This window comes from Shinella sp. SUS2 (assembly GCF_001262505.1).
Classification (GTDB): domain Bacteria; phylum Pseudomonadota; class Alphaproteobacteria; order Rhizobiales; family Rhizobiaceae; genus Shinella.
On record NZ_KQ410754.1, the window covers coordinates 23677 to 37224 of the forward strand.

The following is a 13548-nucleotide window of genomic DNA, read 5'->3' on the forward strand; positions in this document are numbered from 1 at the left end:
TGTAGAATCACCCCTCCTCATACACACGAGGTCAGCATGCGCACGAACATCGAACTTGATGACGACTTGATCGCCAAGGCGATGGAGCTCTCTGGTTTGCCGACGAAAAAGGCGACCGTCGAGCTGGCGCTTCGCCAGTTCGTTGAAAACGGCTACCGAAGGCAAGCATTGGATGAGCTGTGGGGAATCGGGTGGGAAGGCGACCTCGACGCGATGCGAACCGATATCGATCCTTCTGAGGACTTCGGTAAAGACGCGGCGCAATGATCATTGCCGATAGTTCGGTCTGGATTGCGGCTATCCGTGGAATCCTGACGCCCGAAACCGCGCGGCTAAAAATCTTGTCTGCCGGTTCCGATATCATCATGGGTGACGTCATTCTTCTGGAGGTTCTCCGAGGAGCAGAGAACGACCGACATGCCGCAAACATTCAGAAGAGACTGGCGCGGTTCACGGTCGTACCGATGCTCTCTCCGGAGATAGCGGTCAAAGCCGCGAGCAATTACCGCAAACTGCGCTCAAAAGGCATCACCATCCGCAAGACCGCCGATCTCATCATCGGCACCTATTGCATGGAGCATGGCCACAGCCTGCTCCATGCCGACAGGGATTTTAATCCGATGGCCGAGCATCTCGGCCTTCGGATCGCGTGATGAGGCCGATCAGGCCGTCATCACCTTCCAGGCGTGCTCCAGTCCCTTGCGGGTGATGTCGATCATCTGGTCGACTTCCGCATGGCTGATGACGAGCGGCGGGGAGAAGAGCATGCGGTCGCCGGTGGCGCGCAGCACCAGGCCGTTTTCCAGGCAATGGTTGCGCACGGTGACGCCGGCCTTTTCCTTGTCCTCGAAGCGCTTGCGGCTCGATTTGTCCTCGGCAAGCTGGACGGCGGCCATCAGGCCGACCTGCTGGACCTGGCCGACAATCGGCAGGTCTTCGAGCGACTTGAGACCCGCAGCGAGATAGGGACCGATGTCGTCGTGAACGCGCTCGACGAGCTTCTCATCCTCGATGATGCGCAGGTTTTCCAGCGCCGCGGCCGCACAGACAGGGTGGCCGGAATAGGTGAAGCCGTGGTTGAAATCGCCGACTTCTTCGACCAGCACGTTGCCGACGCGGTCGGACACCATGACGCCGCCGATCGGCAGGTAGCCGGAGGACAGGCCCTTGGCGATGGGCGCAAGGTCAGGCTCGACGCCGAAATGCTGGTGGCCGAACCACTGGCCGGTACGACCGAAGCCGCAGATCACTTCGTCGGTCACGAGAAGGATATTGCGCGCCTTGCAGATGCGGGCGATTTCCGGCCAGTAGGTGGCCGGCGGCACGATGACGCCACCCGCGCCCTGGATCGGCTCGGCGATGAAGGCGGCAACGTTGTCCTCACCGAGCTCGTCGATCTTCTCTTCGAGCTGGCGGGCCATCTTCAGGCCGAACTCGTCCGAGGTGAGATCGCCACCCTCGGCATACCAGAAAGGCTGGTCGATATGGTGGATGCCCTCGATCGGCAGGTCACCCTGCTCATGCATCCATTTCATGCCGCCGAGCGACGCGCCGGCAACCGTCGAGCCGTGATAGCCGTTCTTGCGGGCGATGATCGCCTTCTTGGTCGGCTTGCCCATGGCGCCCCAGTAGACGCGGGCCATGCGGAACCACGTATCGTTGGCCTCCGAACCGGAGCCGGTGAAGAAGACGCGGTTGATGTTCGGGCCGGCATGCGACGTGATCTTCTGGGCGAGCAGCACGGCCGGCGGCGTCGTGGTGCCGAAGAAGGTGTTGTAGTAGGGCAGCTCGTTCATCTGGCGCACGACGGCGTCCGCGATTTCCTTGCGGCCATAGCCGATGTTGACGCACCAGAGGCCGGCAAAGCCGTCGAGATAGCGCTTGCCGTGGTTGTCGAAGATGTAGCAGCCCTCGCCTCGTTCGATGATGCGGGTGCCGGTCGCGTTCAGCTTCTTCATGTCCGAGAAGGGGTGAAGATGATGGGCGGCGTCGAGGGCTCCGAGGTTGGAAACGGCTGCTGCACTGCTGTTCGACATTTGACTACATCCTTGGGGGTAGATCCCGCCTTATTGAACGGCGGGACAGAATGGGTTACGAAAATGCCCATACAACAGGCATTTGGCAAGAGATCGAGCGAAAGCAAATTTTCTTGTCCATGCTTCCCGCCAAACCAAAAGCAGGCACCATGACAAACCACAAGACGGCAGCCGGTTCGCCGCCCGCCAATGCCCCGCCCCGTATCGAAATCCTCCTCGTCGGCATGAACGGGGACCTCCGCGGCAAGCAGGTTCCGCCCGAAGGCGAGAAGAAAATCTGGGATGGTTCGGTGCGCCTGCCCTCCTCCACCCAGTCGCTCGACATCTGGGGCGACGACAATGACGACATCACGGGCCTCTCGCTTTCCGTCGGCGATCCCGATGGCGTGTGCATTCCCGACCGCCGTTCGCTGACCGCCATGCCCTGGGCGCCCGAGGGATCGCGCCAGGTGCTCGCCACCATGCACGAATTCGACGGCACACCCACCTTCATGGACCCGCGCGCCATTCTCGCCCGCATGCTGAAGCGGTTCGAAGACAGGGGTTTGACGCCCGTCGTCGCGACGGAACTGGAGTTCTACCTGGTCGAGGACGATTTTCGCGTGACCGGCAAGCCGCGTCCGCCGGCGGCGTTGATGTACCGCGACGAGCCGAACGGTTTCCAGCTCTACGACATGCGGGCGACGGACGCGCTCGACGACTATCTCCAGACCGTGCGGGCCTGGGCGAAGGAAATGGACCTGCCGGCGGATGCGACGACGGCGGAGTTCGGCCCCGGCCAGTTCGAGATCAATCTCCTGCACCGGCCGGACGCGCTCGCCGCCGCCGACGACTGCATCTACTTGAAGCGCATTGCCGAGCAGGCTGCACGCCGCTTCGGTCTCAAGTCCACCTGCATGGCAAAACCCTATGCCGACCAGGCAGGCTCGGGCCTGCATGTGCATTGCAGCGTCATCGACAAGGACGGCAAGAACATTCTGGATGCCAAGGGCGGCGATCCGGTGAAGCTGAAATCGGTTTGCGCCGGCATGTTGCAGACGATGCGCGATGCGCAGCTCGTCTTCGCGCCCTTCGCCAATTCCTACCGCCGCTTCCAGCCGGGTTCGTTCGCGCCGGTCGATCTGACCTGGGGTTTCGGCCACCGCGGCACCGCCATCCGCATTCCGGACAAGGACGGTCCGGCGGCGCGCGTCGAGCATCGTGTGGCGGGCGCGGATGTGAACCCCTACCTGCTGCTGACCGCGATCCTCGGCGGCATTCTGCTCGGGCTCGACGAGACGCTCGATCCGGGTCCGGTAACCGAGCCGGGCAAGGACGCGCCGGACGCCAAGCGCCTGACGCACGACTTCCTGACGGCTGTCGAGGAGTTTTCCGCTTCGCCCTTCATCAAGGATGCGTTCGGGGCGGAGTACCAGAAGCTCTACGGCGACACGAAGCGCAAGGAGGCGATCGTCTACCTGCGCACGGTGTCGGATTTCGACTACCAGACCTATCTGCCGCGGATTTAGCGATCCACCCCTCATCCGGCCTGCCGGCCACCTTCCCCCCGCAAGCGGGGCAAGGGATAGGCCGATCCGCTTTCCTCAACCAACACCCGCCCGCGGGGCAGGTACCCTCTCCCCGCCTGCGGGGAGAGGGTTAGGGTGAGGGGCAAACGCCGCGCATCCCGCGCTCAGGCCGCCGCCGGTTCCGTCGTGGCCATGGCCTTCGCCTGGACTTTCGGCACCATCACCTTCAACTCGCCCGGATGCAGCCGGATCGAGACGTCGCGGTCCATCGGCAGCAGCTCACCGTCGATGACGCAGTTGATCGCCCGGTCGACCTTCGGAAAATGCAGGTCGACGGCCGTGCCGGTCATTTCGGTAACGTCGGCATTTTCCCGCAGTTTTCCGCGCAGGATATCGAAGGCGAGCTTGGCCACGCCCGTCGGCTTCAGCGGTTTCGTCGTGTAGAAACCGAGATGGCCGCCGGTGAGGTCCTCGGCATAGAGCAGGCCGTTTTCGCCAAACCGGTTGTTCGAGACATTGATGGCGGAGACCATGCGATGCTCCTCGACGCCGTCGACATTGAACTCCACCTCGAATTCCGGCGGATCGAAGATGACGCCGACGGCCGCCCGGGTGTTGGCCGCGATCTTGCCCATGCGCGAGCGGTAGGTCATGGCATTGCGCAGGCGCACCATGCGGGCGTGCAGGCCGGCGGAAAACTGGTGCACGAAGGCCCGGTCGTCCGCCGTGCCGATGTCGGCCGCCGCGATGTCGCCGTCCGCCAGCGCATCGATCGCCTGCCAGATGTCGAGCGGAATGTTCAGCGAGCGGGCAAAGAGGTTCATGGTGCCGGCAGGGACGATGCCAAGCGGCATCCTGCTCTGCCAGGCAAGCCCGGCCGCGGCTGAGACCGTGCCATCGCCGCCGCCGGCCAGCATGGCGTCGAGATCCGTCCGGTCGGAACAACGCCGCAGCGCCATTTCGATATCGGCCCCTTCGACGATATCGCAGTCGAGGTGGTGCCCTGCCTCGTAGAAAACCCTCTCCGCGTGGCGGGCAAAGGCCTCCATGTCGGTGGTGCGGAACGTCCCCCCGTCCCTGTTGAATATCGCCTGTACTCTCATTCGCATACTCCGCGTCTAGGCCGAGAACGCCTGAAGGGTGATGATCGATCCATTAGATAAGAGAGAAAGCGGCGATTAACAGGCGCCCGTGAAATACGGCGCAAGAATTCGTGCGCGCCGGCCCCGCGGCCAAATGCGGGATGGGTGAAAAATCGCAGTAGGCAGAGCGCCCTTCTTTGATATATTGCCGCCCGGTCGCCTGCGTCGGGAGTACGCATGCTGGCCGCATTGTACCTTCCCCATCGTGGCCTTTCCGGCCGGACCATACCGCATCAGCAGCCAGGAGGAGTGGCCGCCCGTGCAGGGTCTGTCGCCGATTGTCCGCGTGTGGACCATTCCTGCGGAGCCATCCCGTGTCCGAACATGCCTTGCCCCATGCCGCCCTCTCCTCCGGGCAGCCGCCGCTTTCGGCGCTCACCGTCACCCTGATCATCCTGGCGCTCGCCGTCGGCAGTTTTGGCATCGGCACCGGCGAATTCGCCATCATGGGCCTCTTGCCGGACGTCGGCACCACTTTCGGCGTGACGACGGCCGAGGCCGGCTATGTCATCAGCGCCTATGCCCTCGGTGTGGTGGTCGGTGCCCCGATCATCGCGGTCGTCGGCGCCCGGTTCCGCCGGCGCGACCTGCTCCTCGTGCTGATGGGCCTCTTTGCCGCCGGCAATCTCGCCAGCGCGGTCGCGCCCACCTTCGAAAGCTTCATCCTCTTCCGGTTCCTCTCCGGCCTGCCGCACGGCGCTTACTTCGGTGTCGCCGCGCTCGTCGCCGCCTCCATGGTGCCGGTCAACAAGCGCACGCAGGCGGTCGGCAAGGTCATGCTGGGCCTCACCGTCGCCACGCTGATCGGCACGCCGCTCGCCGCCTTCTTCGGCCAGCTGTTCGACTGGCAGTTCATGTTCGTCGCTGTCGGCATCACCGGCCTGCTGACGGTCGCACTCATCGCCGTCTTCCTGCCGCGCGACAGCGTGCCGAAGGGCATCAATGCCCTCACAGAACTCGGCGCGCTGAAGCGCAAGCAGGTCTGGCTGACGCTCGGCATCGCCGCCAGCGGCTTCTGCGGCATGTTCGCCGTCTTCTCCTATATCTCGCCGATCGTTACCGAGGTCGCCGGGCTCCATGTCGGCATGGTACCGGTCATCATGGCGATCTTCGGCTGCGGCATGATCGTCGGCAACATCTTCGGCGCCAAGCTCGCCGACCTCTCGCTGATGCGCACCATCGGCTGGTCGCTGGTGCTCTATTTCTTCGTGCTGATCAGCCTGTCGCTGACGGCGGAAAACCCGATCCTGCTCGGTATCTGCTGTTTCCTCATCGGCTGCAGCTTCGTCGTCGGCCCGGCGCTCCAGACGCGCCTGATGGACGTGGCCGGCGATGCGCAGACGCTCGCCGCCGCCCTCAACCACTCGGCCTTCAACGTCGCCAACGCGCTCGGCGCACTCTTCGGCGGCATGGCGATCAGCGCCGGCTACGGCTACGGCTCGATGGGCTTTGTGGGGGCGGCAACCGCCGTCGTCGGCTTCGGTGTCTTCCTCGTCTCCCTGGCGCTCGAAAAGACCGAGCGTGCGGCAACGCCGGCCTGCCCGGCCGAGTGATCCCCCTAAGGCTCAACCGATCAGACGGCGTCCTCTTCCGGGGGCGCCGTTTTCGTTTCATGGGCCAGGCGGATGACCGTCTGCCCATCTTCGCGGGTGACGTTTTTCGAACCCCAGGCGGCGAGCGCGCTGATCACCGGCTCCAGGCTGCGGCCTGCGGCCGTCAGCTCATAATCGACACGGGGCGGCACGACGGGGAATACGGTGCGCGAGAGGATGCCCGCATCCTCCAGTTCGCGCAGCTGCTTCGTCAGCATGCGCTGCGTGACGCTCGGCAATTTGCGGCGCAGTTCGTTGAAGCGCAGCTTTCCCTCCAGCAGATGAAACAGGATCACGCCCTTCCATTTGCCGTCGAGGAAACACAGCGTCGATTCCACCGGGCAGCCCGGGAAATCCTTCGTGAGCTTGGCGCGCGGGCGGGACATTCACGGTATCTTTTTCGACACTATGGGCATTAAATGTGCATTCTTGCGGATAGTGAGATTACTCTTCATCTAGGCTCCATTCAACGCGAAAGGAGAGCCAGATGCGCGCCATCGCCTACCAGACCTCGCAGGAAATCACCTCCGAAACAGCCCTCGTCGATATCGAGCAACCCGTGCCAGAGCCGAAAGGCCGCGACCTGCTGGTCGAGATCAAGGCCGTTTCCGTCAACCCGGTAGACACCAAGCTTCGCCGCAACGCCGCGCCGGCCGGCGGCGAATGGCGCGTGCTCGGCTTCGATGCGGCGGGCATCGTCAAGGCCGTCGGACCGGACGTCACGCTGTTCAAGGCGGGCGACGCCGTGTTCTATGCCGGCGCCATCGACCGGCCCGGCACAAATTCCGAGTTCCACCTGGTGGACGAGCGCATCGTCGGCAGCAAGCCCGCCTCGCTCGATTTCGCCGCCGCTGCCGCACTGCCGCTGACGGCGATCACCGCCTGGGAAATGCTGTTCGACCGGCTGAAGGTTCGCGATGCCGTGCCGGGTGCGGCAAACGCCATCCTCATTATCGGCGGTGCCGGCGGCGTCGGCTCTATCGCCGTGCAGCTCGCCCGCACCCTGACGGACCTTACCGTCATCGCAACGGCCTCACGGCCGGAAACGGCTGACTGGGTCAGGAGCCTCGGCGCGCACCATGTCGTCGACCACAGCAGGCCGCTCGCCGCCGAGGTCGCGGCGCTGGGCATCGGCGCCCCGGCCTTCATCTTCTCGACGACCAATTCGGTGGACCATCTGGCGGAGATCGCCGAGGCCATCGCGCCGCAGGGCCGCTTCGGCCTCATCGACGATCCGAAGGCGCTGGATGTGCTGCCCCTCAAGCGCAAGTCCGTTTCAACGCATTGGGAGATGATGTTCACCCGCTCGCTTCTCCAGACGTCGGACATGATCGAGCAGCACAAGCTGCTGAACGCCGTCGCCCGTCTCGTCGATGACGGAAAAATCCGCACGACGCTGGCCGAGGTCGTCGGTCCGATCAATGCCGAAAACCTCAGGAAGGCCCATGCGATGATCGAAAGCGGGCGCACGCGCGGCAAGCTGGTGCTCGACGGTTTTTGAGCCCGCGCACGCCCTTCGTCGCCCCCGAAAATGGGCGGCGAAGGGTGTTACCAGGGTGACACGACCGCACCCGAACTCTGATAGACATAAGCCATCGCAGCACGCCGGACAGGGACAGAACAACCGGCGGGCGGCAGGCGGGGACAGCCTGAAAGACGCCCCGCGGGTCCATGTCATCTATCGGAGACTATCCATGTCCGCCCTCGTCGAAAACATCACCGGCAGCCGCGTCTTCGGCTTCCTCGCCCGCACGGTCCTCACCTCGATGTTCTGGCTCTCCGGCATCGCGAAACTGGCCGATTTCAACGCCGGCGTGGCCGAGATGGCGCATTTCGGCCTGGAGCCGGCGACGGGTTTCAACATCGCCGTCGCCATTACCCAGCTTGTCGGCTCGGCGCTGATCATCGCCAACCGCTGGACCTGGCTCGGCGCCGGCATGCTTGCCGTCTTCACGGCGCTGACCATCCCGATCGCGCATAATTTCTGGACCATGCAGGAGCCGATCCGCACGATCGAATTCTACGTGGTGATGGAGCACATCACCGTCATCGGCGCGCTCATGGTCGTCGCCTGGAAATCCGCGAAAGCGCCTGTCGCCTCTGCGCATTGACGACAGGTCGGACGCCGCCCCCTCTCTCCGGGGTGGCGTCCCCGGACGGCCCCGCCTCTCCGGCCGTCCCAACCGCTCCGACGCCTCTCGTCGGGGCGGTTTTCCGCGTCAGAGCGACGGCAGCTTCAGGGGGCCGCCGGTCTTGATGCTGCGGATCGCGAAATTGGAGCGGATGTCGGTGACGCCGGGCATGGCGAGCAGCGTCTCGGTCAGGAGCCGCTCGTAGGCCGAGAGGTCCTCGACCACCACCTCCGCCAGAAAATCGGCATTGCCGGAAATCAGGAAGCAGGACACCACTTCCGGAATGGCGAGCAGCGCCTCCTGCTGGGCCATGGCGTTTTCCTTGCTGTGCCGCCCCACCTTGATTTCGACGAAGACGGTGAGGCCGAGGCCGACCACTTTGCGGTCGATATCGGCACGGTAGCCGCGCAGCACGCCGGATTTTTCCAGATTGCGGATGCGGCGCAGGCAGGGCGACGGCGAGAGGTTCACCCGCTCGGCGATTTCGACATTGGTCGCGCGCGCATCCTCCTGAAGCACCTTCAGGATGGCGATATCGAATTTATCGAGATTTGGCATTTTCCAAAACTTTCCCCGCAGATTTTGGCATGATCCTGCGCATTCTACATTCCAGAAGGCATAAGTCGCAAGGACATGCCTCGCCCCCCGGCGCTAGAGTCTCACCATGAATTGCGCCAACGCCGGGAAGGAACGTCGCCATGGCCATGATCTCGCTTTCGTCCGAAGGGAAATCCAATCCGCAGGTCGCCGGTTATGCCGGCGCGGTCGTCACGGTGCTGATATGGGCGACCTGGGTGCTGGCGACCCGGCACACGGCCGCAACACCGCTCGGCACCGTCGATATCGGCCTCATCCGCTATGGCGTGCCGGCCATCCTGCTGGCGCCGATCTGGCTGAAGACCGGGCTGCTGCCGAAGGGCGTGCCGCTGAAACTCGTCGTCGTCATGGTAGCGGGGGCCGGTGCGCTGTTCTTCCAGGTCACGGCGGCAGCCCTGCATGTGACGCCCGCCGCACCCGGCGGCATCCTTCTCGGCGGCTCCATGCCGCTGGCGACCGCGCTGATCGGCATCGCGCTCTTCGGCGAGAGGCCGGATCGCATGCGCCTTGCCGGCCTCGCCGCCATCGTTGCCGGCGTCGTCATCCTTTTGGCCGCCAGCTTGCAGAAGAGTGGCATGACGATGACCGGCTTCCTGCTCCTGCCGCTCGGCGCCGTTCTCTGGGCCGGCTTCACCCATGCCTTCCGTCGCTCGGGGCTAAGTGCGCTGGAAGGAGCAGCCCTCATCGCCGTCTGGTCGTTCCTGATCCATCTCGTGCTCGCCGCCATCTATGGCACGCATCTCGGCCAGGCCTCGCTGTCCGACCTCGCGCTCCAGGTCACCAGCCAGGGCATCCTCTCCGGCCTCATCGCTACCTTCGCCTACGGCACGGCCATCCGCGCGCTCGGCGGCAGCCAGGCCGCCGCCTTCACCGCCATCACGCCGGTGCTAGCAACGCTCGGCGGCGCGGTTTTTCTCGGTGAAAGCTTTGGTGCGGCGGAAATCACCGCGGCGCTGGTCGTCGGCGCGGGCGTGGTGCTTTCGACCGGATTGTTCTCGCGCAAGCACTAAGATCCAAACAAAAGGGGCGCCCGCGGCTTGTCGCCGGGGCGCCCTTTTTCACGTCCGCGCGAATCAACCGTGAATGATCTCGCGGTGTTTCTGCAGGCGCTTGCCGAAAGCCTGGCTGACGCGGTCGAAGATGATCGCGATGCCGACGATGGCGAGGCCGTTGAAGATGCCGAGCGTGAAATACTGGTTGGAGATGGCCTTCAGCACCGGCTGGCCGAGACCTTGCACGCCGATCATCGAGGCGATGACCACCATGGCGAGCGCCATCATGATGGTCTGGTTGATGCCTGCCATGATGGTGGGCAGTGCCAGCGGCATCTGCACGTTCTTCAGCTTCTGCCAGCTCGAGGAGCCGAAGGCGTCCGCCGCTTCCAGCACGTCCTTGTCGACGAGGCGGATACCGAGATTGGTGAGGCGGATCATCGGCGGGATGGCATAGATGACGACGGCGATGAGCCCCGGCACCTTGCCGATGCCGAGCAGCATGACGACCGGGATCAGGTAGACGAAGCTCGGCATGGTCTGCATCACGTCGAGAACCGGGTTGATGATGTTCTGCACCCGGTCCGAGCGCGACATGAGAATGCCGATCGGAATGCCGATGACGATGGAGAGGACGGTACAGACGAAGATCATCGAGACCGTCTTCATCGTGTCGTCCCACATGTCGAAATAGCCGATGACCAGCAGCGTGCCGACGGCACCGGCGACGATCTTCCAGTTGCGGCTGGCGAACCAGGCGACGAGCGCGATCAACACAAGAATGATGGGCCAGGGCGTCTTCGTCATGAAGCGCTCGGACCAGATGAGAAAGTGCTGCAGCGGCTCGAAGATCGATTCGATGCCATCACCATAGGCGCGGGTGAAGGTGCGGAAGCCCTCATCGATCGTCTTCTTGAGATCGCGCAGGGTATCCGCGTCCATCGTCGGAAATTTCGTGAACCATTCCATATCGATCCCCTTCCGGCTCTGACCAATCTGCGCCGGTCTTCAAGCCAACCCTGATAGATGTTGCGCTGATATGCGCAGCGATTTGCGCCAGCGACATGCGATAAAACGAAGGCAGGACGGCGCGCCCGAAGACACGCCGCCCGTTTCGATCAGCCGCTCAGAGCGCAGCCTTGATCTTTTCGGCTGCTTCCGGCGAGACCCAGTCCTTCCAGAGGGCTTCGTTCTCCTCCAGGAAGTGCTTGGCACCATCGTCGCCGCTCGCCTGGTTGTCGGTCATCCAGGCCATCAGCTTGTTGACCGTGTCGTTGCTCCACGAACGCTTGTTCAGGTAGCCCATGACATCGGCGCCGGCGCGCTCGGAGAAGGTCTTGGTCACCAGCGTCTGGACCTTGTCCTTCGGCCAGTCGTTCTTCTTCGGATCCGGGCAATCGGCAACCGTGTTGCAGCGCTTCCATTCGGCGGCGTCATAGGGAACGCCGTGCTCGAGCTTCACCATCTCGTACTTGCCGAGAAGGGCCGTCGGCGCCCAGTAGTAGCCGACCCAGCCTTCCTTGCGCTCGTAGGCCTTGGCGATCGAGCCGTCGAGGCCGGCGGCCGAGCCGGTGTCGACCAGCGTGAAATTCGCCGCTTCGCCGCCATAGGCCTTGTAGAGCTGGCCGGTCACGACCGTGCCGCCCCAGCCCTGCGGGCCGTTGTGCACGGCGCCCTTCGACTTGTCTTCCGGATCCGGGAACAGTTCCGGATGCTTCAGCGCGTCGTCGATCGTCTTGATGTCCGGATTGGCGTCGGCGATGTATTTCGGGATCCACCAGCCCTGCACGGCGGCGTCGGAAAGGGCAACGGCAGCACCGATCAGCTTGCCTTCCTCGATGCCCCGGTTGACGACGTCCGGCAGCAGGTCGACCCAGCCTTCCGGCGCAAGATCCGGCTCACCCTTCTCGATCATCGAGGTGATGGTCGGAACCGTGTCACCGACGATGACTTCGGCATTGCAGCCGTAACCTTCGGTGAGGATGAACTTGTCGAGCGCAGCCAGAACCTCGGCGCTCTGCCAGTTCATGCTGGCAATGGTCACGTCGCCACATTCGGCGCGCGCCGCACCCGTCATGGCCAGAAGGCCGGCGACGAGGCAGGTGGAAGCAAGAAGATGTTTCATATCCGTTCCCTCATTTCGGCGGTGTCATTGTGCCGACAAGGGCCCGCTGCACCGCCGGCGCCGGGCCCGTGATCCCATGCGGATCCAATCTTGGACAGGGCCAGTCGAGGGCCTTCTCTTTCCACGATACCGCAGCCTCGACTTTTGCAGCTACGGAGTCGAATGCCGGTACGAATGCGTCTGCCATTGACCCCTATGCGTCATGGAACGGCCAAATCCGCAAGACGGCCCCGACTTTGTCCAAACTTGGGGTCGCGACGGCAATGTTATGATACAGTTCAGCTTTTTCAAAGAATGAAAACGCCGAAAGGGCCGGCGAAAGCCGACCCCTCTTCCCGCACCGGCCCGGCGCGATGTCGCATCCGCGCCGCCCGTCAGGCTTGACGGCGCCCCTGGATGACGTGGACGCGGCCGCCGGGCTGCACCCGGGCGTAAAGGTCGATCACGTCCTGGTTGAGCATGCGCACGCAGCCGCTCGACATGGCCTCGCCGATCGACCACGGCTGGTTGGTGCCGTGGATGCGGAACATGGTGTCGTTGCCGTTCTGGTAGAGATAGATGGCGCGGGCACCCAGCGGGTTGTTGAGCCCGCCGGGCACGCCGCCGGCATATTTCAGGTTCTTCTTCGGGTCGCGGCGGATCATGTTCGGCGTCGGCGTCCAGGTCGGCCACTCCGCCTTGCGGCCGATGGTGGCGCTGCCGGCCAGCGAATAGCCCTGACGGCCGACACCGATGCCGTAGCGCATCGCCCGGCCGTTGCCGAGCACGTAGTAGAGCCTGCGGGCCGGCGTGTCGACGACGACGGTGCCGGCCGCATGACCGGTGTCATAGGCGACTTCCTGGCGGCGCAGGTCGGGCTTGATCTTGTCAATCGGGATCGCCTTCAGCGGGAATTTCTCGTCCAGCCGGTCGCCGTAGTTGGCGCGGTCGCTGGTGCCGTTCGTCGCACAGCCGGCGAGCAGTGCGGATGCGCCGAGCAAGAATCCGCGGCGGGAAATCGACATGGTTAAAGCCCCTTGAATTTTTCGTCCTCGGGGCGGGAAATTATGCGGTTATGGTTAATCGAGGGTTAAGCGGCGCGTCGGGGTTGCGGGCACGGTTAAGGTGCATGGCAGAAAAAAGGCCGGGCAATCCGCCCGGCCTTTTCGTTCATCTCGATGCGATCCGCATCCCGTAGTGGGATAAACGGCCCCTCACCGCGCTTTTTTCCTGCGGGGGTCCGTGCGATCCGGCCTCTTCGAACCTCACATATTGGGATAGACCGGCCCTTCGCCGCCCTGCGGGGGCACCCAGTTGATGTTCTGGTTGGGGTCCTTGATGTCGCAGGTCTTGCAGTGCACGCAGTTCTGCGCGTTGATGACGAACACGTCCTTGCCGTCCTTCTCCACCCATTCGTAGACGCCGGCGGGACAGTAGCGGGTGGA

The 13548-nt window shown here is 63.8% G+C and carries 15 protein-coding genes; 7 read left to right on the top strand and 8 right to left on the bottom strand.

Annotation, left to right across the window (positions count from 1 at the left end; translation table 11 throughout):
• Positions 1–36: 36 nt before the first annotated feature.
• Positions 37–267 carry a type II toxin-antitoxin system VapB family antitoxin gene (locus AKG11_RS29825; protein ID WP_024270733.1) on the top strand — a complete coding sequence of 77 codons (231 nt, stop codon included), beginning with the start codon at positions 37–39 and terminating at the stop codon, positions 265–267.
• Positions 264–653 carry a type II toxin-antitoxin system VapC family toxin gene (locus tag AKG11_RS29830; RefSeq protein WP_050746570.1) on the top strand — a complete coding sequence of 130 codons (390 nt, stop codon included), beginning with the start codon at positions 264–266 and terminating at the stop codon, positions 651–653. The genes AKG11_RS29825 and AKG11_RS29830 overlap by 4 nt, the downstream gene beginning before the upstream one ends.
• Before the next feature lie 9 nt (positions 654–662).
• Here AKG11_RS29830 and AKG11_RS29835 read toward each other — a convergent pair whose 3' ends face one another.
• Positions 663–2036, bottom strand: coding sequence for an aspartate aminotransferase family protein (locus AKG11_RS29835; protein ID WP_050746571.1), 1374 nt, complete (start codon positions 2034–2036; stop codon positions 663–665).
• Positions 2037–2185: 149 nt separating this feature from the next.
• Here AKG11_RS29835 and AKG11_RS29840 point away from each other — a divergent pair, with 149 nt between their 5' ends.
• The gene (locus tag AKG11_RS29840; RefSeq protein ID WP_023511893.1) at positions 2186–3544 is read left to right on the top strand and encodes a glutamine synthetase family protein; all 1359 of its coding nucleotides are present in this window, start codon (positions 2186–2188) and stop codon (positions 3542–3544) included.
• 164 nt (positions 3545–3708) lie between these two features.
• On the opposite strand, the gene AKG11_RS29845 is transcribed toward AKG11_RS29840, so the two are convergent.
• A complete protein-coding gene (locus AKG11_RS29845) occupies positions 3709–4647 on the bottom strand; it encodes a diacylglycerol/lipid kinase family protein (RefSeq protein ID WP_050746572.1) in 939 nt (312 codons plus the stop codon).
• Positions 4648–5000: 353 nt separating this feature from the next.
• On the opposite strand from AKG11_RS29845, the gene AKG11_RS29850 reads away from it, so the two are divergent.
• Positions 5001–6239 (top strand): MFS transporter, encoded by a 1239-nt coding sequence (locus tag AKG11_RS29850; protein ID WP_050746573.1) that lies wholly within the window; start codon positions 5001–5003, stop codon positions 6237–6239.
• A 20-nt stretch (positions 6240–6259) separates the two neighbouring features.
• Here AKG11_RS29850 and AKG11_RS29855 read toward each other — a convergent pair whose 3' ends face one another.
• On the bottom strand, positions 6260–6664 hold the full coding sequence (locus tag AKG11_RS29855; protein WP_050746574.1) for a winged helix-turn-helix transcriptional regulator: 405 nt from the start codon (positions 6662–6664) through the stop codon (positions 6260–6262).
• A gap of 101 nt (positions 6665–6765) precedes the next feature.
• Between AKG11_RS29855 and AKG11_RS29860 the strand changes: the two genes are divergently transcribed.
• Together AKG11_RS29860 and AKG11_RS29865 are read left to right on the top strand one after the other, a co-directional pair.
• Positions 6766–7779, top strand: a complete 1014-nt coding sequence (locus AKG11_RS29860; RefSeq protein WP_050746575.1) for a zinc-binding alcohol dehydrogenase family protein — start codon at positions 6766–6768, stop codon at positions 7777–7779.
• A gap of 193 nt (positions 7780–7972) precedes the next feature.
• Positions 7973–8389 (top strand): DoxX family protein, encoded by a 417-nt coding sequence (locus tag AKG11_RS29865; protein ID WP_050746576.1) that lies wholly within the window; start codon positions 7973–7975, stop codon positions 8387–8389.
• Between the two features lie 108 nt (positions 8390–8497).
• Here the strand turns inward: AKG11_RS29865 and AKG11_RS29870 are convergent, their stop codons facing one another.
• Positions 8498–8968: an Lrp/AsnC family transcriptional regulator gene (locus tag AKG11_RS29870; protein ID WP_050746577.1), complete on the bottom strand. Its 471-nt coding sequence runs from the start codon at positions 8966–8968 to the stop codon at positions 8498–8500.
• Positions 8969–9108: 140 nt separating this feature from the next.
• Between AKG11_RS29870 and AKG11_RS29875 the strand changes: the two genes are divergently transcribed.
• The gene (locus tag AKG11_RS29875) at positions 9109–10017 is read left to right on the top strand and encodes a DMT family transporter (RefSeq protein WP_050746578.1); all 909 of its coding nucleotides are present in this window, start codon (positions 9109–9111) and stop codon (positions 10015–10017) included.
• 63 nt (positions 10018–10080) lie between these two features.
• Here the strand turns inward: AKG11_RS29875 and AKG11_RS29880 are convergent, their stop codons facing one another.
• The 4 genes from AKG11_RS29880 to AKG11_RS29895 form a co-directional block, all read right to left on the bottom strand.
• Positions 10081–10968, bottom strand: coding sequence for an ABC transporter permease (locus AKG11_RS29880; RefSeq protein WP_050746579.1), 888 nt, complete (start codon positions 10966–10968; stop codon positions 10081–10083).
• A 157-nt stretch (positions 10969–11125) separates the two neighbouring features.
• Positions 11126–12124, bottom strand: coding sequence for an ABC transporter substrate-binding protein (locus tag AKG11_RS29885; protein WP_023512014.1), 999 nt, complete (start codon positions 12122–12124; stop codon positions 11126–11128).
• A 374-nt stretch (positions 12125–12498) separates the two neighbouring features.
• Complete coding sequence (locus tag AKG11_RS29890; RefSeq protein ID WP_023512015.1) at positions 12499–13128, bottom strand: L,D-transpeptidase; 630 nt, start codon at positions 13126–13128, stop codon at positions 12499–12501.
• A gap of 240 nt (positions 13129–13368) precedes the next feature.
• The coding region (locus AKG11_RS29895; RefSeq protein WP_050746580.1) for a 4Fe-4S dicluster domain-containing protein at positions 13369–13548 on the bottom strand (180 nt) is incomplete at its 5' end.

What these genes read in the sequence shown, in the direction of transcription:
- AKG11_RS29830 (WP_050746570.1), top strand. Translation starts at nt 264, where the DNA reads ATGATCATTGCCGATAGTTCGGTCTGGATTGCGGCTATCCGTGGAATC.
- AKG11_RS29865 (WP_050746576.1), top strand. Translation starts at nt 7,973, where the DNA reads ATGTCCGCCCTCGTCGAAAACATCACCGGCAGCCGCGTCTTCGGCTTC.
- AKG11_RS29855 (WP_050746574.1), bottom strand. Translation starts at nt 6,664, where the DNA reads ATGTCCCGCCCGCGCGCCAAGCTCACGAAGGATTTCCCGGGCTGCCCG.
- AKG11_RS29890 (WP_023512015.1), bottom strand. Translation starts at nt 13,128, where the DNA reads ATGTCGATTTCCCGCCGCGGATTCTTGCTCGGCGCATCCGCACTGCTC.
- AKG11_RS29825 (WP_024270733.1), top strand. Translation starts at nt 37, where the DNA reads ATGCGCACGAACATCGAACTTGATGACGACTTGATCGCCAAGGCGATG.
- AKG11_RS29870 (WP_050746577.1), bottom strand. Translation starts at nt 8,968, where the DNA reads ATGCCAAATCTCGATAAATTCGATATCGCCATCCTGAAGGTGCTTCAG.
- AKG11_RS29835 (WP_050746571.1), bottom strand. Translation starts at nt 2,036, where the DNA reads ATGTCGAACAGCAGTGCAGCAGCCGTTTCCAACCTCGGAGCCCTCGAC.
- AKG11_RS29860 (WP_050746575.1), top strand. Translation starts at nt 6,766, where the DNA reads ATGCGCGCCATCGCCTACCAGACCTCGCAGGAAATCACCTCCGAAACA.
- AKG11_RS29885 (WP_023512014.1), bottom strand. Translation starts at nt 12,124, where the DNA reads ATGAAACATCTTCTTGCTTCCACCTGCCTCGTCGCCGGCCTTCTGGCC.
- AKG11_RS29875 (WP_050746578.1), top strand. Translation starts at nt 9,109, where the DNA reads ATGGCCATGATCTCGCTTTCGTCCGAAGGGAAATCCAATCCGCAGGTC.
- AKG11_RS29840 (WP_023511893.1), top strand. Translation starts at nt 2,186, where the DNA reads ATGACAAACCACAAGACGGCAGCCGGTTCGCCGCCCGCCAATGCCCCG.
- AKG11_RS29845 (WP_050746572.1), bottom strand. Translation starts at nt 4,647, where the DNA reads ATGAGAGTACAGGCGATATTCAACAGGGACGGGGGGACGTTCCGCACC.
- AKG11_RS29880 (WP_050746579.1), bottom strand. Translation starts at nt 10,968, where the DNA reads ATGGAATGGTTCACGAAATTTCCGACGATGGACGCGGATACCCTGCGC.